Source organism: Pseudomonas sp. R1-15 (assembly GCF_051132085.1).
Classification (GTDB): domain Bacteria; phylum Pseudomonadota; class Gammaproteobacteria; order Pseudomonadales; family Pseudomonadaceae; genus Aquipseudomonas.
Window position 1 is genome coordinate 920,156 of record NZ_CP071660.1, and the last position, 20,084, is coordinate 940,239.

Sequence of the window (20,084 nt, forward strand, 5' to 3'; positions counted from 1 at the left end):
GCAAAGCTGATCGGAAAATAAATCTGTCCCCTTTTTTTTCGATGTTGGATTATGCGTCTAGGTTGAATCCAGATGATTTTAGGAAAAAGTAGTGATGAGCTTCGACTGTTGGGTTTTGGTGATTTAGGTCCGGTGCATATCGGTATGACTCGCGATCAATCGCGGGCGATATTGGGAGGTAATTTTGACGAGTTCTTCAAAACGACAGACTCTACAGTTCCGACTGACGCCTACGATGATCTAGGAGTGCATGTTTATTTTGATGAGGGTTTCACCATCATCGGCGTGGAATTTTTAAAATGGAGCGACCTCAGCTGGCGCGGACAGCGTTTGTCCGGTGCGGATGTACTTGAAGTTCAGCAGCATATGGTTGCGCGAGGCGAGGTCCTGAACTTTAATAGTTCAGGATTTGATGTGGACGGATTGGGTCTTAGGATTTATGCGCCTGATATCGGTGAGGAGGACGCTGTGATAGAGGCGGTTTATGTCAGCTTTGTAAAAAACAAATAAGTTTGCTAAAAAAAAGGGCGAAAAAAAGGGGCAGATTCATTTTCTGAGCCTGTCATGACGGGGAATGATCAGGCCCTGATTGATTATGTAGGGGCAAAAGCTGATCAGGAGAAAAGGGGACAGATTTGTTTTCTGAGCCTGTAATGATGCGGAGTGGTCAGGCCCTGGTTTGATCGTGTAGAGGCAAAGCTGATCGGAAAATAAATCTGTCCCCTTTTTGTCCGTCCCCTTTTTGTCCTTTTTTGTCCCCTTTTTTCTCTTTTTTCTCAAATTTGGACTTTAATGGTCACTGAGAATCACGATTATGTTTGCCCTGTTTGTGGGTACGACCGTCTTGATGAGCCGGCTTACGATAGCTTCGGCTGTGCCACGTACAATATTTGTCCGTGCTGTGGCACAGAGTTTGGATACGATGACTCGACAGTAGCGCATGCAGAGCTACGCAAAAAATGGATTTCTGAGGGTAGATTGTGGTGGAGTAAACACCAATTGAAACCTAATGATTGGGATCCGGTAAGGCAGTTAAAAAAACTACTCTCGTAATTGGCGAAAATTAGAAAAAGAGAAAATAAAACGAATAAAAAACGGTACGGATTTATCGCGGGGGGACACAAGACAGTTCTCACCTAACATATCGCGTATGGGGCGAAGCCAAGAGCTTATTGAGAATAAATCCGTCCCTTTTTATGAAATTAATGTTCGGAATGGAATTATCAATACGGTTTTCCCAAAGTGATGGAGAGGCTATGGTCAGTAACAGTTTAATTGAGCGATTTATTGCTCAAGAGTTGAGCCCTCATGTTCGTAAGGTTTTAAGTGAGGCCCTTCAGCAAAGAGCTGATTCCGATAAGGTTTTAGCTAGGCAGTGTGAGTTTAATTGTTTTGATGTTGAATTTGATTTTTTAAAAGGAATGGTTGTTGTTCAAGATATTCTCGACTCAGGGGAAGAGAGTAGCGTGGAACTGCCGATTGCAGATTTTGTTATTCTCTGTAGTTTGAATGATCGTTAATGGGGTGGTGGGGACGGACCATTTGGCCGAAATGTGGGTTTCTCAGGGACAGACCACGTTTCCGGGCAATACTTTTAATTCGACCAAAAAGGGGACGGATTTATTTCTAGCGAGAAAAGGGTACAGATTTGTTTTCTGAGCCTGTGATGATGCGGAGTGGTCAGGCCCTGGTTTGATCGTGTAGAGCAAAGCTGATCGGAAAATAAATCTGTCCCCTTTTTCACTGTCCCTTTTTCACTTTTTCAAGGCCCGCTAAATCTGACGAGATTCCATAATGAAAATTAACACAATTCATCCCATGATCGGCTTGGTTCGTTATGGCTCTTGGAAGTCGGAGTGGGCGAAAAAAGACGAGATTGATGAGTTTTCCTATATAAGTAATAAGTGCAATCCTGAGGATGTATTGCTATCGTGCAAGCTTTTTTTTCCTGATTTTATTGTTGATGGGGGTGGGGTTTTTTTAGAAAGTAAATATGATGGTGGTGTTGTTGAATCTTGGCTAGAGCAATTTGATGGCGATCTGCAAGCGACTGAAAGAATGATTAACCACACGCATATTTATGATGTCTTTGAAGGATGTTCTGAGGACGTCGATGATAGGGTGTTCGAACAGTTGGCAGAGGTTATTGCATTATCGTGGCGGTTGGTTTTGAGAGAAAAATTTGCTGATAAGGACTTTAGTGTGGTGGTTTCTAACTCGGATCAGGAGTATGGTCCGGTGGTTACATTTTTTCAGGTAATTTAACGGTGTAAAAGGCATTCTTACACTTAGAGACTTTCCAGAGGTCGCTGGCAAAATCAGCCAGAAACAGCTTCGGCATATGAAAAAAGGGACGAAAAAGGGGACTGGGGTAAAAGACCAAAAAGGGGACGGATTTGAATGGCACTTACTTAACCTTCTTCGGCGGTCCATTTTTCCTGATCTCGTCCCTTGCTGATCGATGTGTTTTTGCCTGCTAAGGCATGAACGGTACGATTCGATGGTGTGAAATGCAAAAAAACTGGAACGGTTCGTCGGTCAGCTATGAGTCACCTAATTCATACGCATGGAGTGTTTATGTATAAGTTTCCACTGATAGTCTTAACCCTGATCCTGACCTTACCCGCCTGCAAACCCAACGTCAGAGATTCCTCCCCCACGCTGCTCAACAATGGCATCCAGTTCCAGCAAAACAAAGTGACCGTCGATGCGCAGCACGCCAAGGTCATCTTGAAAGCGTCCGGGGCTACTTATCCGGTGGAGTTTTCCATCAGGCGTGCGGCGGATCCTGATCAGCGTTTGGATGTGCAGGGAACCGTGGTGGATACCGGTCGGGGCAAGGTGTTTGGCTGGATCGCCAAGGTCAACGAAACGGTGCACAGCGCAACCTTGAAGCACTTTCCGCAGCTGGAAGTGCAGGCTGACGTTGATCAGCCCTTCGAGGTGTCAGGCTTCGCCAGTGGCGGAAGCATCGGTAATGGGTACCGCTGTGGTCCGCTCCGAAGCACTTTTACGCCGCAGCGGAGCAAGGTTTATCTGGTGGAATTCCAGTTTGTGGGCAGTCGGTGCGAGCAGCATGTGTTTGATGTCACGCAGCCACAGGAGCGGGTTCCTGTGGCGAGCTTGCCTTAGCTCGGAGCGAGTGGGATGGGTGGCTTGATGTTGTCATGTCGTACTGAGGTGTCTGGTTTGGGGCTGCTGTGCAGCCCAGCGGGAGCAAGCTCCCTCGCCACGGACGTTGTGTCGGGTTGTTAGGTGGCATGCGTCCTTCGAGAGTGTAGGAGCGTTCGACCTTAGATAAGGAAATATCCGACGTGTTTTTAAGGTTGTCGGTCGGAAGTGCGGTCTCTAGTCTTTTGCTTGTCGCTGCTACTCAGCGGCCGGGCGTGAGAAACCCGAATAATAGGCATCCAGCCTCGGTACCTGCATAATTGCAGCCAGCTTATCCGCTGCCTGTAGATGCGTTATGGCGGCTGTGTGCGGGCAGACCTCGGTCTGGCCGAGTACCTATTCTCGGATTTCTCACCCCTGCACACAGCTGCCACCCATTTGCCGAGTGAGAAACGGTAAGTGATGGCTCTCATCACTAATAGGTAAAAAAAATGGATAAGCCAGTCCCCGACCCACCCTTCAACAAAACCAACCCGCTTGCCGGCTTCGATTCCATCGAAGAGCTGCTGAAAGACCGCGCCGCCGCCGAGCGAGTCCTTGATCATTACCTCAACCCGAAACCACCTGAAACAAGTACCGATCCACGCATTGACAGTCTGTTCTCCGTCACGGCGGATGCCGACGCCGACACACTACTGACCAGCACCTCCGAAACCCTGGCCTCGATAAAAGCCATGGCCGAGGACCTCGCTTTCGAAGTGGAGGGCACGCGGCGCAGCGTGGCGCTGGGGATTCATCAGTTGGTGGAGTTGTGCCAGTTGTTGGTGGACAAGGCGCTGGACCAGTTGGAAGCGACGGTCCGTCCCGCCGAGGGTTAGCGCCAGCTCCCGCTGTACGGCCATCCACCTGTAAGTTCTGACAGTAGACGTGTTGTGCGCCTGGCCATACGGTGATCACAGGCGCGCTTCATGTATAGCGACGTCAAAACATTTATCTATGGAAGGGGCGTAACGATGGCCGCTAGAGAAATTCGCATGTCGTTTGAAGACTTTGAGGGTGACGGGAAAAAGGAGATGGTAGTTGAGTTCTATTCGAGGAAAAAACTCGAATTTGCAACTTATCTCACTTCGTCAAAGAGCAATGGAGTTTACGACCAGGTGGAGGTAAAGGGGGACATCGACGGTGACGGCGACTTCGATGCGCGTGACAAGAAACTGATCCGCAAGCTCGCTGAGGCGGCCGTGGCGATGCTGAAGTAAACCGCCGCTTATGCGGCACTTGCTATTACTGCCGTTCCGATTCGACTCGATGGACGAGGTATGTTGATGCCTGCCGAAGAAGTTCGCATAACACTCAGAAGTTTGGACGGTGACGAATACCCTGCGGTGCGGTTCGAGTTTCACCGCGAGGGACGTTGTTATTTCGTCACCTTTGTTTCTTCTCCGTCAAAGGATGGAACGTACGACAAGGTGGGTATAAAAATCGACTTGAACGAGGACGGCATGCGCGACGCACAAGATATTGAGTTGCTCACCCGCCTCGCTCAAGCGGCTGTGCCCTTGCTGAAGATGGCTCCATAGCAGACGCTCAATAGACGGTACTTTCTATCTGACACCGAGGTGTCTGCTTTGGGTCTGCTGCGCAGCCCAGCGGGAGCAAGCTCCCTCGCCACAGAGGCCCTCGGGTTTCAGCCAGTAAGCGAACTGGCTGAAACCCCCGCCAACTTTATTGCATCAACACCTCAACCACCCCATCCGCGGTCATCGTCACTTTGCTGGTGCCCGCTTCCACCTCAGGCGTGACCGACTCGGCGTCCATGGACGCCGCTTTCATCATCATTTGCGGGCGCATGTACGGTTGTGGGTAACCGTTGGTGTTGAAGTTCAGGTTGACGATCTTGTAGCCCTTGCCACCCAGGGCCTCGGTGGCGAGTTGGGCGCGGGCCTTGAAGGCGTTGACGGCGTCCTTGAGCAAGGCGTCTTCGCTGGTCTGGCGGGTGGCGGTGGCGATGGCGAAGTCCATGCCGGCCATTTTCATGTCGCCCAGCAGTTCGCCGGTGAGTTTGGACAGGGCGGCGAAGTCGGCGCTTTCCAGACGTAATTCGGCGCGTTCGCGCCAGCCGGTGATTTTCCCGCCTTTGTTGTCATAGACCGGGTAGCTGTTGCGGCTGCCCTGGCGCAGGTTGATGTCCTTGACTTGCTTGGCCTGGCCGATGGCTTTGTTCAGCGTGGTGCTGACGGCGGCGGCGAGTTTGGCCGGGTCGGTGTTCTGTTCCTCGGTGTAGAGGGTGACGATCATCAGGTCGCGGGCCACTTCCCGGCTGGCTTCGGCGTGCAGGGAAATCTGGTTGTAGTGCAGCTCATCGGCGGCCAGGGCCGGCAGGCTGGCGGCGGCGCCGAGGCTGAGGGCGAGCAGGGCGGCGGGGCGACTGAACGTGTGCATGAAAGCTCCTTGGGATGATGCGCAGGGGTAGGTTCCGAGCCTGCGTGAACGATAAGACTCTAGCTTTTATGGGCGGGTTCGCACAGTTACAACTTCTATACAGATGATGCCTGGCGAAAGGCTTTTGTGGCGAGGGAGCTTGCTCCTGCTGGACCGGTCCGACGTTTCGGGCGAAGCAGGCCCAACCGATGGCGACTGCTGCGCAGCCGAGCGGGAGCAAGCTCCCTCGCCACAGAGGGGATATGTAGCCTTCAAGGCTGTGGCGCTTTGCCGCATCTTCGCCTCTGCCTGCCGCGCCTTGGTTATACTCCGTGCGATCCGCCTGGAGCGCTCATCAGGAGAGCTCATGCTCGCCCCTTTGCAAATGACTTCCGCTTCGCGCCAGAACCTCTGGCGTCTGACGTTCATCCGCATTCTGGTCCTCGCGGCCCAGGCCGGCTCCGTGGGGCTTGCCTATTGGTTCGACCTGCTGCCGCTGCCCTGGCTGCAACTGGCGATTACCCTGGTGTGCTCCAGCGTACTCTGCGCATTGACGGCGATTCGCCTGCGCACTTCCTGGCCAGTGACCGAGCTTGAATACGCCGTGCAACTGGCCTGCGACCTGTTTATCCACAGTGCGCTGCTGTATTTCTCCGGCGGGTCGACCAATCCCTTCGTGTCGTATTACCTGGTGCCGCTGACGATTGCGGCGGTGACGCTGCCGTGGCGTTTTTCGCTGATCCTGTCCGGCATCGCCCTGGCGCTGTACACCTTGTTGCTGGCGCGGTTCTATCCGCTGGAAACCTTTCCCATTGCCCGGGAAAACCTGCAGATCTACGGCATGTGGCTGAGTTTTGCCCTGGCCGCCGCGGTCATCACGTTTTTTGCCGCGCGTATGGCCGAAGAGCTGCGTCGCCAGGAAGAGCTGCGGGCGATTCGCCGCGAAGAAGGCCTGCGCGACGAGCAACTGCTGGCCGTGGCGACCCAGGCCGCCGGCGCCGCCCATGAATTGGGCACGCCGCTGGCGACCATGAGCGTGCTGCTCAAGGAAATGCGCCAGGACCATCATGATCCGGCGTTGCAGGAAGACCTCAGCGTGCTGCAGGACCAGGTCCAGCTGTGCAAGGAAACCCTGCAATACCTGGTGCGTGCCGCCGAGGCGAACCGCCGGCTGGCCATCGAAATGCAGGACGTCACCGACTGGCTCGACGAGGCGCTGAATCGCTGGCACCTGATGCGCCCCGAAGCCAGTTATCGCTTCCAGTGCCTGGGCCAGGGCACGGTGCCGCGCATGGCGCCGCCGCCGGACCTGACCCAGGCCTTGCTGAACCTGCTGAACAACGCCGCCGACGCCTGTCCGGAAGGCCTGGAAGTGGTGCTGGACTGGAACGCCTATGAACTGACGATCTGCATTCGCGACCACGGCGCCGGTGTGCCGCTGGCGATTGCCGAGCAGATCGGCAAACCGTTTTACACCACCAAGGGCAAGGGTTTCGGCCTCGGCCTGTTTTTGAGCAAGGCCAGCGTGACACGCGCCGGCGGCTCGGTGAAACTCTACCCCCATGAGGAGGGCGGCACGCTCACCGAGCTGCGCCTGCCCCATGCCGACCGAGGAGACGAATATGAGTGACGAGATCCAAGTCGACGGCGAAGAACTGCCGCACCTGTTGCTGGTGGACGACGACGCCACCTTCACCCGCGTCATGGCCCGGGCCATGTCCCGACGCGGTTTTCGCGTCAGCACCGCCGGCTCCGCCGAAGAGGGCCTGACCATCGCCCAGGCCGACCTGCCCGACTACGCCGCCCTCGACCTGAAGATGGATGGCGACTCAGGGCTGGTGCTGCTGCCCAAGCTGCTGGAACTCGACCCGGAAATGCGCGTGGTGATTCTCACCGGTTATTCGAGCATCGCCACGGCGGTCGAGGCGATCAAGCGCGGCGCCTGCAATTACCTGTGCAAACCGGCCGACGCCGACGATGTGCTGGCCGCGTTGTTGTCCGAGCACGCCGACCTGGACACGCTGGTGCCGGAAAATCCGATGTCGGTGGACCGGCTGCAGTGGGAACATATCCAGCGGGTGCTGACCGAGCACGAAGGCAACATCTCCGCCACCGCCCGCGCCTTGGGCATGCACCGGCGGACCTTGCAGCGCAAATTGCAGAAGCGTCCGGTACGTCGCTGAACCTGCGCTGAACGAATGCTGTCCACCCTCGCGACACATCGGGCCGTTGCTTTATGATCGGCCCGAGTTTTCCCCTTATCGAGCCTTAACCATGAATCAGAACGCTGAATATTCCGCGGTCAATGACGCGGTGCGCGGCCAGTTTTTCCGCCGTGTCTGGCAAATGACCACGCCATACTGGCGCAGTGAGGAGAAGGGCAAGGCCTGGACGCTGTTGATCGCCGTGATTGCGCTGTCGCTGTTCAGCGTGGCGATTTCGGTGTGGCTGAACAATTGGTACAAGGATTTTTATAACGCCCTGCAGGAAAAGAACAGTGAGGCGTTCTGGAAGTTGATCCTGTATTTCGGCGGCATCGCCACGGTGGCGATCCTCGGCGCCGTGTATCGTCTGTACCTCACCCAGATGCTCACGATTCGCTGGCGGGCCTGGCTCACCGAGCAGCATTTTGCCCGTTGGCTGAACGACAAGAATTATTACCGGCTGGAGCAGGGCGGCTACACCGACAACCCTGACCAGCGGATTTCCGAAGACCTCAACAGCTTCACTTCCACCACGTTGAGCCTGGGCTTGGGGCTGCTGCGTACCGTGGTCAGCCTGGTGTCGTTCTCGATCATTCTGTGGGGCGTGTCGGGCAGCATCGAAGTGTTCGGCTACACGATCCCTGGCTATATGTTCTGGTGTGCGCTGCTGTATGCGGCGGTGGGCAGCTGGCTGACGCATTTGATCGGGCGCCGCCTGATCGGCCTGAACAACAACCAGCAGCGCTTCGAAGCCGACCTGCGTTTTTCCATGGTGCGGGTGCGGGAAAATGCCGAGAGCATTGCGCTATACAACGGCGAACCCAACGAGAACCGCCGCCTGAGCGAGCGTTTCGGCCTGGTGTGGCACAACTTCTGGGATATCATGCGCGTGTCCAAGCGCCTGACGTTCTTTACCTCTGGGTATGGGCAGATCGCGATCATCTTTCCATTTATCGTCGCTGCGCCGCGTTACTTTTCCGGAAAGATCCAACTGGGCGAGCTGATGCAGATCAACTCGGCGTTCGGCAATGTGCAGGACAATTTCAGCTGGTTCATCGATGCTTACGCCTCGCTCGCCGCCTGGCGCGCCACTTGTGACCGTCTGCTGAGTTTCCGCCAGGCCATGAGCGACAACGAAGACCGGGTACCGGCCATCGATGTGCAGAACCAGGGCAACGAACTGAAAGTCCGCGACCTCGGGCTGGACCTGAGCGACGGACGCCATTTGCTGACCCGCGCCGAATTGAGTGTCGAACCGGGCGAGCGGGTGATGCTCAGCGGTCGTTCCGGCAGTGGCAAGTCCACCTTGCTGCGGGCGATGGGACATTTGTGGCCCGCCGGGCACGGCAGCATCCTGCTGCCTTCGGCGCGTTACCTGTTCCTGCCGCAAAAGCCTTACCTGCCGATTGGCAGCCTGCGCGAGGTATTGAGTTATCCACAAGCGGGCGATATCTACCCCAACGAACGTTATGCACAGGTGCTGGAAACCTGTCGCCTGCCGCATCTGATTTCGCGGCTGGACGAAAGCAACCATTGGCAACGCATGCTCTCGCCGGGCGAACAGCAGCGCCTGGCCTTTGCCCGGGCATTGCTATACGCGCCACTGTGGTTGTACATGGACGAAGCGACGTCGGCGATGGATGAGGAGGACGAGGCGACGCTGTACCAGGCGTTGATCGACCAGTTGCCGGGCTTGAGCATCATCAGCGTCGGCCACCGAAGCAGTCTGAAACGTTTCCATGCACGACATGTGCGCATCGAGAATGGCCAACTGGTGGAGCAGGCCGTAACCGCCTGAAACCCCCAAACCTGATGTGGGAGCGAGCCTGCTCGCGAAGGCGGCGTGTCAGTTGCGGTTAAGTACTCTGACACACCGCCTTCGCGAGCAGGCTCGCTCCCACAAGGGTTGCTGGTGAATCGCAGATTTATGTCTACAGCCGGTCCCCGTGTGAGCTTGCTCGCGATGAAAGCGACTCGGTTTCTGCACCAACGGTGATCGTACAACCACGTTGCGCTATGATGCGTATTCAGCCGCTCGTCAAAATAGAGATACACCATGGAAAACCCGCTCAACGTCCCACGTCTTCCCCGCAAGCGCCGCAGCCTGGCGCAGGAGCTGGTGACGGTGCTGTCCGAGCAGATTCGCGACGGTCTGCTCAAGCGTGGCGATAAATTGCCCACCGAGTCGGCGATCATGGAGGCCCATGGCGTCAGCCGTACCGTGGTGCGCGAGGCGATCTCCCGTTTGCAGGCGGCAGGGCAAGTGGAAACCCGCCACGGCATCGGTACATTCGTGCTCGATACGCCAAGCCCGAGCGGCTTTCGCATCGACCCGGCGACGGTGGTCACCTTGCGTGACGTGCTGGCGATCCTGGAGTTGCGCATCAGCCTGGAGGTGGAATCGGCCGGGCTGGCGGCGCAGCGGCGTAGCGACGAACAATTGGCTGCGATGCGCGCGGCGCTCGACGCCCTGAATGAAAGCGCGGCCCACGCCAGCGACGCGGTGGCCTCGGACTTCGCTTTCCATCTGGAAATCGCCCTGTCCACTGGCAACCGCTACTTCACCGACATCATGACCCACCTGGGCACCAGCATCATCCCGCGCACCCGGCTGAACTCGGCGCGCCTGGCCCATGATGACCAGCAGCACTACATGGATCGCCTGAGCCGCGAGCACGAGGAAATCTACGAAGCCATCGCCCGCCAGGACTCCGACGCGGCCCGCGCGGCCATGCGTTTGCATTTGACCAACAGCCGTGAGCGGCTGCGTCAGGCCCATGAAGAGGCGCAGGCGCAGGGTTAACGCTCACTACTCTGGTGGCAAGGATGCTTTTGTGTGACTTCGGATCCTTGCGTCGACCTGACGTGCAGGTAAGCACTAGAGCTTGGGCTGAACGGCTTACGCCTGGATATTCAGCGTTATTGGCTCGGAGTACCTGTATTGCTGCGTCTCACCGTATGTCCGATAGCGTAGCTGGACCTCTTTGCCTACGTACGGTATCAGTGCCTCCCTGGGCAAAGTCATCAATGTGACCTCGGTCTTTGGCTGAGGATTTTCACGGTCCGTTATGTCGACCAATGGCGATCCATGTCTTTTCTCCCACTCAGGTTTTTCCCCATCGGGACCCAGTATCAAAAAGGCATCGTGGTCGTATTGAGGTACTTCTTGCTTTGCCGGAACCACAACGGTGAATGTACTTTCTTGCGTTGCTGACAGGTTGATGTCGACCGTCCTTGTCGATGTGTTTTCCGGGTAGTTCTGAACGGTTGGCTTCGCATATATTTCCATGATGTCATTCCCGTGAGGCGGCCCTGATCGTCGCGTACGGGCGGCTCACTTAAAAGATTGTGAAAGGGACTACGGCCGGGTACGGCACGGCCATACGTGGGTTATGCCCCCTCGCCGTAACGGCGCCTACTGGCAGAGTTGACAGTGGCGACGAGCGGTCCTGGTTCTCGGTCGGCAAGTTTCATCCGTCTCCCCTTCAAACCCAAAGCCCCGGTTTGCAAGGCTGCAAGGCGATTTCCCCTGGGCCAGAACCCGACAAAAGACAAAATGCAGTTGACGTTCATATTTTAAGTTGTACGATGACCTACAACTTCTCGCGAAGCTGAACCGCTTTCCTACAACACAACATTTGCGTCCAGGGTGTTCGAATAATGAATCCACAAGAACTGAAGTCCATCCTCTCGTCTGGCCTGCTGTCGTTCCCGGTCACCGATTTCACTGCTAATGGCGATTTCAATCGCGACAGCTACATCAAGCGCCTCGAGTGGCTGGCCCCGTATGGCGCCTCTGCATTGTTCGCAGCGGGCGGCACCGGTGAATTTTTCTCCCTGGCCGCCAGTGAGTATTCGCAAGTCATCAAGACCGCCGTCGATACCTGCGCCACCAGCGTGCCAATCCTCGCCGGTGTTGGCGGTGCGACCCGCCAGGCCATCGAATACGCTCAGGAAGCCGAGCGTCTGGGTGCCAAGGGCTTGCTGCTGCTGCCGCACTACCTGACCGAAGCCAGCCAGGACGGCGTTGCCGCCCACGTTGAAGCCGTGTGCAAATCGGTGAAAATCGGCGTGGTGGTCTACAACCGTAACGTCTGCCGCCTGAACGCCACCCAGCTGGAGCAGCTGGCCGAGCGTTGCCCGAACCTGATCGGCTACAAGGACGGCCTGGGCGATATCGAATTGATGGTGTCGATCCGTCGTCGCCTCGGTGATCGTTTCAGCTACCTGGGCGGCTTGCCGACCGCCGAAGTCTACGCCGCGGCCTACAAGGCCCTGGGCGTACCGGTCTACTCCTCGGCGGTGTTCAACTTCATCCCGAAAACCGCGATGGACTTCTACCACGCCATTGCCCGCGAAGATCACGAAACCGTCGGCAAGATCATCGACGATTTCTTCCTGCCGTACCTGGACATCCGCAACCGCAAGGCCGGTTACGCGGTGAGCATCGTCAAGGCCGGTGCGAAAATCGTTGGCTACGACGCGGGCCCTGTGCGCACGCCGCTGACCGACCTGCTGCCAGAAGAATACGAAGCCCTGGCCGCGCTGATCGACAAGCAAGGCAAGCAGTAACAGACCCGACAAAGCCGCTGAGCAATCAGCGGCTTTTTGCGTAAGGCTTATTGTAAGGAGAGCACTCGTGGCAGATTCAAAGCGTTTCGATAACTACATCAACGGTCAGTGGGTAGCCGGTGCCGACTATTGCACCAACATCAACCCGTCTGACTTGTCCGATGTCATCGGTGAATACGCCAAGGCTGACGCCGCTCAAGTCAACGCCGCCATCGACGCTGCTCGTGCTGCGTTCCCGGCCTGGTCGACCTCGGGTATCCAGGCCCGTCACGATGCGTTGGATAAAGTTGGCAGTGAAATTCTCGCCCGCCGCGAAGAACTCGGCCAATTGCTGGCCCGGGAAGAGGGCAAGACCCTGCCCGAAGCCATTGGCGAAGTGACCCGCGCCGGCAATATTTTCAAATTCTTCGCCGGCGAGTGCCTGCGCCTGTCGGGCGATTACGTGCCGTCGGTGCGTCCAGGCGTCAACGTTGAAGTCACCCGTGAAGCCCTTGGTGTGGTTGGCCTGATCACCCCGTGGAACTTCCCGATCGCGATCCCCGCGTGGAAAATCGCCCCGGCCCTGGCCTACGGCAACTGCGTGGTGATTAAGCCCGCCGAGCTGGTGCCGGGCTGTGCCTGGGCCTTGGCCGAAATCATTTCCCGCGCCGGTTTCCCGGCCGGTGCGTTCAACCTGGTCATGGGCAGCGGCCGCGTGGTCGGTGAAGTCCTGGTCAACAGCCCCAAAGTCGACGGCATCAGCTTCACCGGTTCCGTGGGCGTGGGCCGGCAGATCGCGGTCAACTGCGTGTCGCGCCAGGCCAAGGTGCAGTTGGAAATGGGCGGCAAGAACCCGCAGATCATCCTCGACGACGCCGACCTCAAGCAGGCCGTCGAGCTGGCGGTGCAGAGCGCGTTCTACTCCACCGGCCAGCGTTGCACAGCGTCGAGCCGCCTGATCGTCACCGCCGGTATCCACGACAAGTTCGTCGCGGCGATGGCCGAGCGCATGCAGTCGATCAAGGTCGGTCATGCCTTGAAGGCCGGCACCGATATCGGCCCTGTGGTCTCCGAGGCCCAGCTCAACCAGGACTTGAAGTACATCGACATCGGCCAGAGCGAAGGTGCGCGGTTGGTCAGCGGTGGTGGTGTGGTGACGTGCGACACCGAAGGTTATTTCCTGGCGCCGACGCTGTTCGCCGACAGTGAAGCCTCGATGCGCATCAGCCGTGAAGAAATCTTCGGCCCGGTCGCCAACGTCGTGCGCGTGGCTGACTACGAGGCGGCGCTGGCGATGGCCAACGACACCGAGTTCGGTCTGTCGGCCGGTATCGCCACCACCTCGTTGAAGTACGCCAACCACTTCAAGCGCCATTCCCAGGCGGGCATGGTAATGGTCAACCTGCCGACCGCCGGCGTGGATTACCACGTGCCGTTCGGCGGGCGCAAAGGATCATCCTATGGTTCGCGCGAGCAAGGCCGCTACGCGCAAGAGTTCTACACCGTGGTGAAGACCTCCTACATCGGCTCGTAATACGCAACACCGGACGGCGCCGGGCTCCGGCGCCGACCGTACAATTTGATTTCCCGCATAAAAATAAATAGTGGAAGTAGATTACATGCAAGAGACCAAGCCGACGCACGTCCGCTATTTGATCCTGCTCATGCTGTTTTTGGTGACGACGATCAACTATGCCGACCGTGCCACCATCGCCATCGCTGGTTCCAGCCTGCAAAAAGACCTCGGCATCGATGCCGTCACCCTCGGTTATATCTTCTCCGCCTTCGGCTGGGCCTACGTGGCCGGGCAGATTCCTGGCGGCTGGCTGCTCGACCGTTTCGGTTCGAAAAAAATCTATGCCCTGAGCATTTTCACCTGGTCGTTGTTCACCGTGCTGCAAGGCTATGTCGGTGAATTCGGCATGTCCACGGCGGTGGTGGCGCTGTTCATGCTGCGCTTCCTGGTCGGGCTGGCCGAAGCGCCTTCCTTCCCGGGTAACGCCCGTATCGTCGCGGCCTGGTTCCCCACCGCGGAACGCGGCACCGCCTCGGCGATCTTCAACTCGGCGCAGTATTTCGCCACCGTACTGTTCGCACCGCTGATGGGCTGGATCGTCTACCGCTTCGGCTGGCAGCACGTGTTCATCGTGATGGGCGTGATCGGTATCGTGTTCTCGCTGGTCTGGCTGAAGGTGATCTACAGCCCGCGCCAGCACCCGATGATCAACGAGGCCGAGTTCAATCACATCGCGTCCAACGGCGCGATGGTCGACATGGACCAGGACAAGGGCAAGGAAAAGAAAGCCGATGGTCCGAAGTGGGATTACATCCGCCAGCTGCTGACCAACCGCATGATGCTCGGCGTGTACCTGGGCCAATACTGCATCAACGGCATCACCTACTTCTTCCTCACCTGGTTCCCGGTGTACCTGGTGCAGGAACGCGGCATGACCATCCTCAAGGCCGGTTTCATCGCGTCTTTGCCGGCCATTTGCGGCTTTATCGGCGGCGTGCTTGGCGGGGTGATTTCCGACTACCTGCTGCGCAAGGGCCACTCGCTGACCTTCGCCCGCAAGGCGCCGATCATCGCCGGCCTGCTGGTGTCCAGCAGCATCGTGGCGTGCAACTACGTGGACATCGAATGGATGGTGGTGGGCTTCATGGCCCTGGCCTTCTTCGGTAAAGGCGTCGGTGCACTGGGCTGGGCCGTGGTCTCCGACACTTCGCCAAAACAGATCGCCGGCTTGAGCGGTGGCCTGTTCAACACGTTCGGCAACCTGGCGTCGATTACCACGCCAATCGTCATCGGCTACATCATCAGCTCCACCGGTTCGTTCAAGTGGGCGCTAATGTTTGTCGGTTGCAACGCGCTGATGGCGGTGTTCAGCTACCTGGTCATCGTGGGCCCGATCAAGCGTGTCGTGCTCAAGGAACCAACGGCCAGGGATGTCGACATTTCCAGCCTGTCTGAAGCCAAATCCTGAGGAGCGGCGTCGATGAATCTGATTGAACATGCCGATTCGCCCCGTTACATCCGCCTGCATGAGCGGGACAACGTAGTGATCGTCGTCAACGACCAGGGCGTACCGGCCGGGACCGAATTCCCGGACGGCCTGGTCACCGTCGACTTCGTGCCGCAAAGCCACAAAGTCACCCTGGAGGATATCCCCGAGGGCGGCGAGGTGATTCGCTACGGCCAGGTCATTGGCTACGCGCTGCAGCCGATCCCGCGTGGCAGCTGGGTCAAGGAAGACCAGTTGCGCATGCCTACCGCGCCACCGCTGGACAGCCTGCCGCTGTCCACCGATGTGCCGGCCGCCGATGCGCCGCTTGAGGGCTACACCTTCGAAGGTTATCGCAATGCCGACGGTACCGTCGGCACGCGCAACATCCTGGGTATCACCACCACGGTGCAGTGTGTGACCGGCGTGCTGGACCATGCGGTCAAGCGCATCAAGGATGAGCTGCTGCCCAAGTACCCGAACGTCGATGACGTGGTGGCGCTGACCCACAGCTACGGCTGTGGCGTGGCGATCACCGCCACCGATGCCTATATCCCGATTCGCACCGTGCGCAACCTGGCGCGCAACCCGAACCTGGGCGGCGAGGCGCTGGTGATCAGCCTGGGCTGCGAGAAATTGCAGGCCGGGCAGGTCATGCACGAGGGCGACAGTTCGGTGGATCTCAGCGAGCCATGGTTGTATCGCTTGCAGGACTCCAGCCACGGCTTCACCGAGATGATCGAGCAGATCATGGAACTGGCCGAGACCCGTCTGAAGAAACTCGACCAGCGCCGTCGCGAAACCGTGCCGGCCTCGGAGCTGATCCTGGGCATGCAATGCGGCGGCAGCGATGCGTTTTCTGGCATCACCGCGAACCCGGCCCTGGGCTACGCCTCGGATTTGCTGCTGCGGGCCGGTGCGACGGTGATGTTTTCCGAAGTCACCGAAGTGCGCGATGCGATCTATCTGCTGACGTCCCGGGCGCAAACCCGTGAGGTCGCCGAGGAGCTGGTGCGCGAGATGGACTGGTACGACCGCTATCTGGCCAAGGGCGAAGCCGATCGCAGCGCCAACACCACGCCTGGCAACAAGAAGGGCGGGCTGTCGAACATCGTCGAAAAATCCCTGGGCTCGATCGTCAAGTCCGGCAGCAGCGCGATCAACGGCGTGCTCGGCCCGGGCGAGCGCTTCAAGCAGAAGGGCCTGATCTTCTGCGCCACGCCGGCCAGTGATTTTGTCTGCGGTACGCTGCAACTGGCGGCGGGGATGAATCTGCATGTGTTCACCACCGGACGCGGTACGCCGTACGGTTTGGCGATGGCGCCGGTGGTGAAGGTCTCGACCCGCACCGAACTGGCCCAACGCTGGCCCGACCTGATTGATGTCGACGCCGGCCGGATCGCTACCGGGCGTGCAAGCATCGAAGAGTTGGGCTGGGAGCTGTTCCACTACTACCTGGATGTGGCCAGCGGCAAGAAACAGACCTGGGCCGAACGGCACAAGCTGTACAACGACATCACGCTGTTCAACCCGGCGCCGATTACCTGATCTGGCGCTGATCGCGAGCAAGCTCGCTCCCACAGGGATATGGGGTGCATGTGGATTTTGTGATCGCTGGAGATCCAGTGTGGGAGCGAGCTTGCTCGCGATGGGGGCGGTACATTCAGCATTGATGCAAGCTGACCTGGCGCCTTCGCGAGCAAGCTCGCTCCCACAGGGATATGGGGTGAGTGTGGATTTGTGTCCGATCCAGTACAAATGTGGGAGCGAGCCTGCTCGCGAAGAGGCTCGACCAGACGCCAACGCCGTGAGTGGCTATCATTAGCCACCTAACGACACCCTCCTCAAGGTCCTCCGGCATGCTGGCAATTTTCCTCGAAACCCTGAACATCACCGCGCCGGTGTTTGCCATGCTGTTTCTGGGGACGCTGCTCAAGCGTATCAATTGGATCAACGACAACTTCATCTACATCGCCTCGTCGCTGGTGTTCAACGTCACCATGCCGGCGCTTTTGTTCCTCGGCATCCTGCATGCCGACCTGCATGCGGCGTTGCAGCCGGACCTGCTGATCTATTTCTCGATCGCCACCCTGGCGAGTTTTGCCATGGCCTGGGGCTGGGCGATCTGGCGGTGTCCGCGTGAAGATCGCGGTATCTACACTCAGGGCGCGTTTCGTGGCAACAACGGGGTAATCGGCCTGGCGCTGGCGGCAAGCATGTACGGTGACTACGGCATTTCCCTCGGCGCGATTCTCGCGGCGCTGGTGATCCTGTTCTACAACACCTTGTCGACCATCGTGTTGGCGGTCTACAGCCCGGTGATCAAGTCCGACCCATGGAGCATCTGCAAAAGCGTGGTCAGCAACCCGCTGATCATCAGCGTGCTCGCCGCCGCGCCGTTCGCCTATTGGCAGATCGGCCTGCCGAACTGGTTCGAGACCTCGGCCAGGTACTTGTCGCAAATGACCTTACCCCTGGCGTTGATCTGCATCGGCGGCACGCTGTCGCTGGCGGCCTTGCGCAAAAGCGGCAAGATGGCCCTGAGTTCGAGCCTGGTGAAAATGGTCGGCCTGCCCCTGGTGACCACGTTGGGCGCCTGGCTATGGGGCTTTCGCGGCGCCGAGTTGGGGATCCTGTTCCTGTACTTCGGCAGCCCCACCGCCGCCGCCAGCTTCGTCATGGCCCGCGCGGCCGATGGCAACCATGAGCTGGCGGCGGCGATCATCGTCATCACTACGCTGATGGCGGCGATTACCACCAACGTGGGGATTTTTGTGTTGCAGTGGGGTGGGTGGATCTAGCCGCGGATTTGCAGTGCCCTTTCGATCCATTCGCGAGCAGGCTCGCTCCCACAGGTGACTGCGATACCCTCTGGCCCTTGTGGGAGCGAGCCCGCTCGCGAAGGCAATCCCACAGTCACTCAGGCTTCTGATAGCTATCAATCACTTCCTGCGCCGCCCGAAACGCATCGATCGCCGCAGGCACGCCCGCGTACACCGCGCAATGCAGCAGTGCCTCGCGAATCTCCTCTACCGTGCAGCCATTGTTCAAGGCGCCGCGCACGTGGCCTTTGAGTTCCTGGGGGCACTTGAGGGCGGTGAGGGCGGCGAGGGTGATCAGGCTGCGGGTTTTCAGCGGCAGGCCTTCGCGGCTCCAGACACTTCCCCAGGCGTGCTCGTTGACGAAATCCTGCAGTGGCTGGGTAAACTCGGTGGCGTTGCCCAGGGCGCGATCGACGAAGGCGTCGCCCATCACCTGGCGACGCATGTCAAGGCCGGTCTTCGGAGTGTCGGTCATGGCAAATCCCTCTTGTGGTGTTGGCGGCGCCAGGCGCGCACGGAAGTGAACAGCAAGAACGCCAGCAGCGCCGGCAGCACGTAGAACAGCATCAGCCGTTCCAGTTGGCCGGCCAGGGGCATGCCGGTGGTGAACGACACCACGTGCAGCCCGTAAGCCAGGTACAAGCCCAGCAACAGCAGCCCTTCGGCGCGGGTGACGCGGTAGCCGGAATAGAATACCGGCAGGCACAGCACCGCCACGCCGAGCATTACCGGCAGGTCGAAGTCCAGGGCATTGGGCGAGACCGAGAGCGGCGAAGGGGCGGCGAGGGCGGTCACGCCGAGTACGCCCAGCAGGTTGAACAGGTTGCTGCCGATCACGTTGCCCACCGCAATGTCCCGCTGGCCACGCAGTGCGGCGATCAGCGAGGTGGCGAGCTTCGGCAGCGACGTACTGACGGCAACGATGGTCAGGCCGATGATGCGCTCCGACAGTCCCAGGTCCGTCGCCACTTCCACTGCGGCGCCCAGTAACAGGTGCCCGGCGAAAACCAGCATGGCCAGGCCCGACGCGATCATTACCAGGCTTTTGGGCCAGGCCATGTCGACCACTTCGCCCAGCGGATGCGGTCGTCCCGAATGCCGGGACTGACGCAGCAGCAGCGCCAGGTACACCGCCAGGGCTATCAGCAGCAGCGCTCCGTCCAGTCGGCTCAGCTCTTCGTTCCAGGCCAGTACGAAAACCAGCAGGCAAGCGCCGATCATCAGCGGGATGTCCAGGCGCACCAGTTGTCGCGAGACGCGCAACGGAATGATCAGCGCCGACAGGCCTAAAGTCACAAGGAGGTTGAAAATCGTGCTGCCGATGACGCTGCCCACGGCGATGTCGGCGTTCTGCGCCAGGGTCGCCTGCAGGCTGACAGCCATCTGTGGCGCGCTGCTGCCGAAAGCGACGACGGTCAGGCCGATGATCAGCGGACGCACCTGCAAGCGCGCCGCCAGGCCGACAGCGGCACGCACCAGCAGCTCGGCGCCGGCGATCAGCAACAGCAAGGCGCCGAGCAATTCGATCAGGCTGAGCAGGGATAAAGCGTTGATCAGGGAAATGGCCGGACTCCGTCTGTCAGTCGTCGAGGGCTTGTACGCGCACCCGCGCGGTACCGCTACGCAGCATGCCCAACTGTTCGGCAGCGGCGCGCGACACATCGATCAGTCGGCCGCGTGAATACGGACCACGGTCGTTGATGCGGACCACGACGCTGTCGTTGTTTTTCAGGTTGGTGATTTTCACCCGGGTGCCGAACGGCAACTGGCGATGAGCGGCGGTCAGGCCGTGCTGGTCAAAACGTTCGCCGCTGGCGGTGCGTTTGCCGTGGTGCCGGGAACCGTAATAGGAGGCGACGCCGGTCTGGTCGTAGCCGTGTGGATCGACCGTCCCGCTCTGGCTGGCACAGCCGGCCAGCAGGGACAGCAGGGCGCAGGCGCCGAGGAGACGCTTCATGTAGGGGGTTTCCACA

The 20,084-nt window shown here is 58.7% G+C and carries 21 protein-coding genes; 16 read left to right on the forward strand and 5 right to left on the reverse strand.

Going from position 1 to position 20,084, the window contains the following annotated elements; genetic code table 11:
- Window positions 1–72 precede the first annotated feature (72 nt).
- The 7 genes from J3P97_RS03880 to J3P97_RS03910 all read left to right on the forward strand — a co-directional run bounded on the left by J3P97_RS03880 (window position 73) and on the right by J3P97_RS03910 (window position 4,691).
- Window positions 73–510, forward strand: coding sequence for a hypothetical protein (locus J3P97_RS03880; protein WP_434673524.1), 438 nt, complete (start codon window positions 73–75; stop codon window positions 508–510).
- Between the two features lie 746 nt (window positions 511–1,256).
- The gene (locus tag J3P97_RS03885; RefSeq protein ID WP_434673525.1) at window positions 1,257–1,520 is read left to right on the forward strand and encodes a hypothetical protein; all 264 of its coding nucleotides are present in this window, start codon (window positions 1,257–1,259) and stop codon (window positions 1,518–1,520) included.
- 274 nt (window positions 1,521–1,794) lie between these two features.
- Window positions 1,795–2,265 carry a hypothetical protein gene (locus J3P97_RS03890; RefSeq protein ID WP_434673526.1) on the forward strand — a complete coding sequence of 157 codons (471 nt, stop codon included), beginning with the start codon at window positions 1,795–1,797 and terminating at the stop codon, window positions 2,263–2,265.
- A 312-nt stretch (window positions 2,266–2,577) separates the two neighbouring features.
- Window positions 2,578–3,132, forward strand: a complete 555-nt coding sequence (locus tag J3P97_RS03895; protein ID WP_434673527.1) for a hypothetical protein — start codon at window positions 2,578–2,580, stop codon at window positions 3,130–3,132.
- 470 nt (window positions 3,133–3,602) lie between these two features.
- A complete protein-coding gene (locus J3P97_RS03900; RefSeq protein ID WP_434602812.1) occupies window positions 3,603–3,989 on the forward strand; it encodes a DUF6124 family protein in 387 nt (128 codons plus the stop codon).
- A gap of 90 nt (window positions 3,990–4,079) precedes the next feature.
- Complete coding sequence (locus J3P97_RS03905) at window positions 4,080–4,370, forward strand: hypothetical protein (protein WP_434602813.1); 291 nt, start codon at window positions 4,080–4,082, stop codon at window positions 4,368–4,370.
- Window positions 4,371–4,436: 66 nt separating this feature from the next.
- Window positions 4,437–4,691 carry a hypothetical protein gene (locus tag J3P97_RS03910; protein ID WP_434673528.1) on the forward strand — a complete coding sequence of 85 codons (255 nt, stop codon included), beginning with the start codon at window positions 4,437–4,439 and terminating at the stop codon, window positions 4,689–4,691.
- Between the two features lie 145 nt (window positions 4,692–4,836).
- Here the strand turns inward: J3P97_RS03910 and J3P97_RS03915 are convergent, their stop codons facing one another.
- Window positions 4,837–5,553: an SIMPL domain-containing protein gene (locus J3P97_RS03915; RefSeq protein WP_434673529.1), complete on the reverse strand. Its 717-nt coding sequence runs from the start codon at window positions 5,551–5,553 to the stop codon at window positions 4,837–4,839.
- Window positions 5,554–5,899: 346 nt separating this feature from the next.
- Here J3P97_RS03915 and J3P97_RS03920 point away from each other — a divergent pair, with 346 nt between their 5' ends.
- From J3P97_RS03920 to J3P97_RS03935, 4 genes are all read left to right on the forward strand, one after another.
- Window positions 5,900–7,162, forward strand: coding sequence for an ATP-binding protein (locus tag J3P97_RS03920; protein WP_434602815.1), 1,263 nt, complete (start codon window positions 5,900–5,902; stop codon window positions 7,160–7,162).
- Window positions 7,155–7,715 (forward strand): response regulator transcription factor, encoded by a 561-nt coding sequence (locus tag J3P97_RS03925; RefSeq protein ID WP_003177957.1) that lies wholly within the window; start codon window positions 7,155–7,157, stop codon window positions 7,713–7,715. The genes J3P97_RS03920 and J3P97_RS03925 overlap by 8 nt, the downstream gene beginning before the upstream one ends.
- A 91-nt stretch (window positions 7,716–7,806) precedes the next feature.
- A complete protein-coding gene (locus tag J3P97_RS03930; protein WP_434673530.1) occupies window positions 7,807–9,534 on the forward strand; it encodes an ABC transporter ATP-binding protein/permease in 1,728 nt (575 codons plus the stop codon).
- A gap of 258 nt (window positions 9,535–9,792) precedes the next feature.
- On the forward strand, window positions 9,793–10,539 hold the full coding sequence (locus J3P97_RS03935; protein WP_305496837.1) for a FadR/GntR family transcriptional regulator: 747 nt from the start codon (window positions 9,793–9,795) through the stop codon (window positions 10,537–10,539).
- A gap of 96 nt (window positions 10,540–10,635) precedes the next feature.
- Here the strand turns inward: J3P97_RS03935 and J3P97_RS03940 are convergent, their stop codons facing one another.
- Window positions 10,636–11,025: a hypothetical protein gene (locus J3P97_RS03940; protein ID WP_434602817.1), complete on the reverse strand. Its 390-nt coding sequence runs from the start codon at window positions 11,023–11,025 to the stop codon at window positions 10,636–10,638.
- Between the two features lie 371 nt (window positions 11,026–11,396).
- On the opposite strand from J3P97_RS03940, the gene kdgD reads away from it, so the two are divergent.
- From kdgD to J3P97_RS03965, 5 genes are all read left to right on the forward strand, one after another.
- Window positions 11,397–12,308 (forward strand): 5-dehydro-4-deoxyglucarate dehydratase, encoded by a 912-nt coding sequence (kdgD, locus tag J3P97_RS03945; RefSeq protein WP_186613371.1) that lies wholly within the window; start codon window positions 11,397–11,399, stop codon window positions 12,306–12,308.
- 67 nt (window positions 12,309–12,375) lie between these two features.
- Window positions 12,376–13,821 (forward strand): aldehyde dehydrogenase family protein, encoded by a 1,446-nt coding sequence (locus J3P97_RS03950; protein WP_434569820.1) that lies wholly within the window; start codon window positions 12,376–12,378, stop codon window positions 13,819–13,821.
- An 85-nt stretch (window positions 13,822–13,906) separates the two neighbouring features.
- A complete protein-coding gene (locus tag J3P97_RS03955; RefSeq protein ID WP_434673531.1) occupies window positions 13,907–15,271 on the forward strand; it encodes an MFS transporter in 1,365 nt (454 codons plus the stop codon).
- 12 nt (window positions 15,272–15,283) lie between these two features.
- The gene (garD, locus tag J3P97_RS03960; protein WP_434602819.1) at window positions 15,284–16,837 is read left to right on the forward strand and encodes a galactarate dehydratase; all 1,554 of its coding nucleotides are present in this window, start codon (window positions 15,284–15,286) and stop codon (window positions 16,835–16,837) included.
- A gap of 311 nt (window positions 16,838–17,148) precedes the next feature.
- A complete protein-coding gene (locus tag J3P97_RS03965) occupies window positions 17,149–18,090 on the forward strand; it encodes an AEC family transporter (RefSeq protein ID WP_434602820.1) in 942 nt (313 codons plus the stop codon).
- A 115-nt stretch (window positions 18,091–18,205) separates the two neighbouring features.
- Here the strand turns inward: J3P97_RS03965 and J3P97_RS03970 are convergent, their stop codons facing one another.
- From J3P97_RS03970 to J3P97_RS03980, 3 genes are read right to left on the reverse strand one after another with little or no spacing between them, the layout of a single operon-like run.
- Entirely contained in the window at window positions 18,206–18,586 is a 381-nt protein-coding gene (locus J3P97_RS03970; RefSeq protein ID WP_003177973.1) for a carboxymuconolactone decarboxylase family protein, read from the reverse strand.
- Window positions 18,583–19,641: a calcium/sodium antiporter gene (locus J3P97_RS03975; protein WP_434674503.1), complete on the reverse strand. Its 1,059-nt coding sequence runs from the start codon at window positions 19,639–19,641 to the stop codon at window positions 18,583–18,585. Before J3P97_RS03975 ends, J3P97_RS03970 begins: the two co-directional genes overlap by 4 nt.
- Window positions 19,642–19,690: 49 nt before the next feature.
- A complete protein-coding gene (locus J3P97_RS03980; RefSeq protein ID WP_434569816.1) occupies window positions 19,691–20,068 on the reverse strand; it encodes a septal ring lytic transglycosylase RlpA family protein in 378 nt (125 codons plus the stop codon).
- Window positions 20,069–20,084 lie beyond the last annotated feature (16 nt).

Coding starts and splice junctions, on each gene's coding strand:
- J3P97_RS03880 (WP_434673524.1), top strand. CDS start 73: ATGATTTTAGGAAAAAGTAGTGATGAGCTTCGACTGTTGGGTTTTGGT.
- J3P97_RS03885 (WP_434673525.1), top strand. CDS start 1,257: ATGGTCAGTAACAGTTTAATTGAGCGATTTATTGCTCAAGAGTTGAGC.
- J3P97_RS03890 (WP_434673526.1), top strand. CDS start 1,795: ATGAAAATTAACACAATTCATCCCATGATCGGCTTGGTTCGTTATGGC.
- J3P97_RS03895 (WP_434673527.1), top strand. CDS start 2,578: ATGTATAAGTTTCCACTGATAGTCTTAACCCTGATCCTGACCTTACCC.
- J3P97_RS03900 (WP_434602812.1), top strand. CDS start 3,603: ATGGATAAGCCAGTCCCCGACCCACCCTTCAACAAAACCAACCCGCTT.
- J3P97_RS03905 (WP_434602813.1), top strand. CDS start 4,080: ATGTATAGCGACGTCAAAACATTTATCTATGGAAGGGGCGTAACGATG.
- J3P97_RS03910 (WP_434673528.1), top strand. CDS start 4,437: ATGCCTGCCGAAGAAGTTCGCATAACACTCAGAAGTTTGGACGGTGAC.
- J3P97_RS03915 (WP_434673529.1), bottom strand. CDS start 5,553: ATGCACACGTTCAGTCGCCCCGCCGCCCTGCTCGCCCTCAGCCTCGGC.
- J3P97_RS03920 (WP_434602815.1), top strand. CDS start 5,900: ATGCTCGCCCCTTTGCAAATGACTTCCGCTTCGCGCCAGAACCTCTGG.
- J3P97_RS03925 (WP_003177957.1), top strand. CDS start 7,155: ATGAGTGACGAGATCCAAGTCGACGGCGAAGAACTGCCGCACCTGTTG.
- J3P97_RS03930 (WP_434673530.1), top strand. CDS start 7,807: ATGAATCAGAACGCTGAATATTCCGCGGTCAATGACGCGGTGCGCGGC.
- J3P97_RS03935 (WP_305496837.1), top strand. CDS start 9,793: ATGGAAAACCCGCTCAACGTCCCACGTCTTCCCCGCAAGCGCCGCAGC.
- J3P97_RS03940 (WP_434602817.1), bottom strand. CDS start 11,025: ATGGAAATATATGCGAAGCCAACCGTTCAGAACTACCCGGAAAACACA.
- kdgD (WP_186613371.1), top strand. CDS start 11,397: ATGAATCCACAAGAACTGAAGTCCATCCTCTCGTCTGGCCTGCTGTCG.
- J3P97_RS03955 (WP_434673531.1), top strand. CDS start 13,907: ATGCAAGAGACCAAGCCGACGCACGTCCGCTATTTGATCCTGCTCATG.
- garD (WP_434602819.1), top strand. CDS start 15,284: ATGAATCTGATTGAACATGCCGATTCGCCCCGTTACATCCGCCTGCAT.
- J3P97_RS03965 (WP_434602820.1), top strand. CDS start 17,149: ATGCTGGCAATTTTCCTCGAAACCCTGAACATCACCGCGCCGGTGTTT.
- J3P97_RS03970 (WP_003177973.1), bottom strand. CDS start 18,586: ATGACCGACACTCCGAAGACCGGCCTTGACATGCGTCGCCAGGTGATG.
- J3P97_RS03980 (WP_434569816.1), bottom strand. CDS start 20,068: ATGAAGCGTCTCCTCGGCGCCTGCGCCCTGCTGTCCCTGCTGGCCGGC.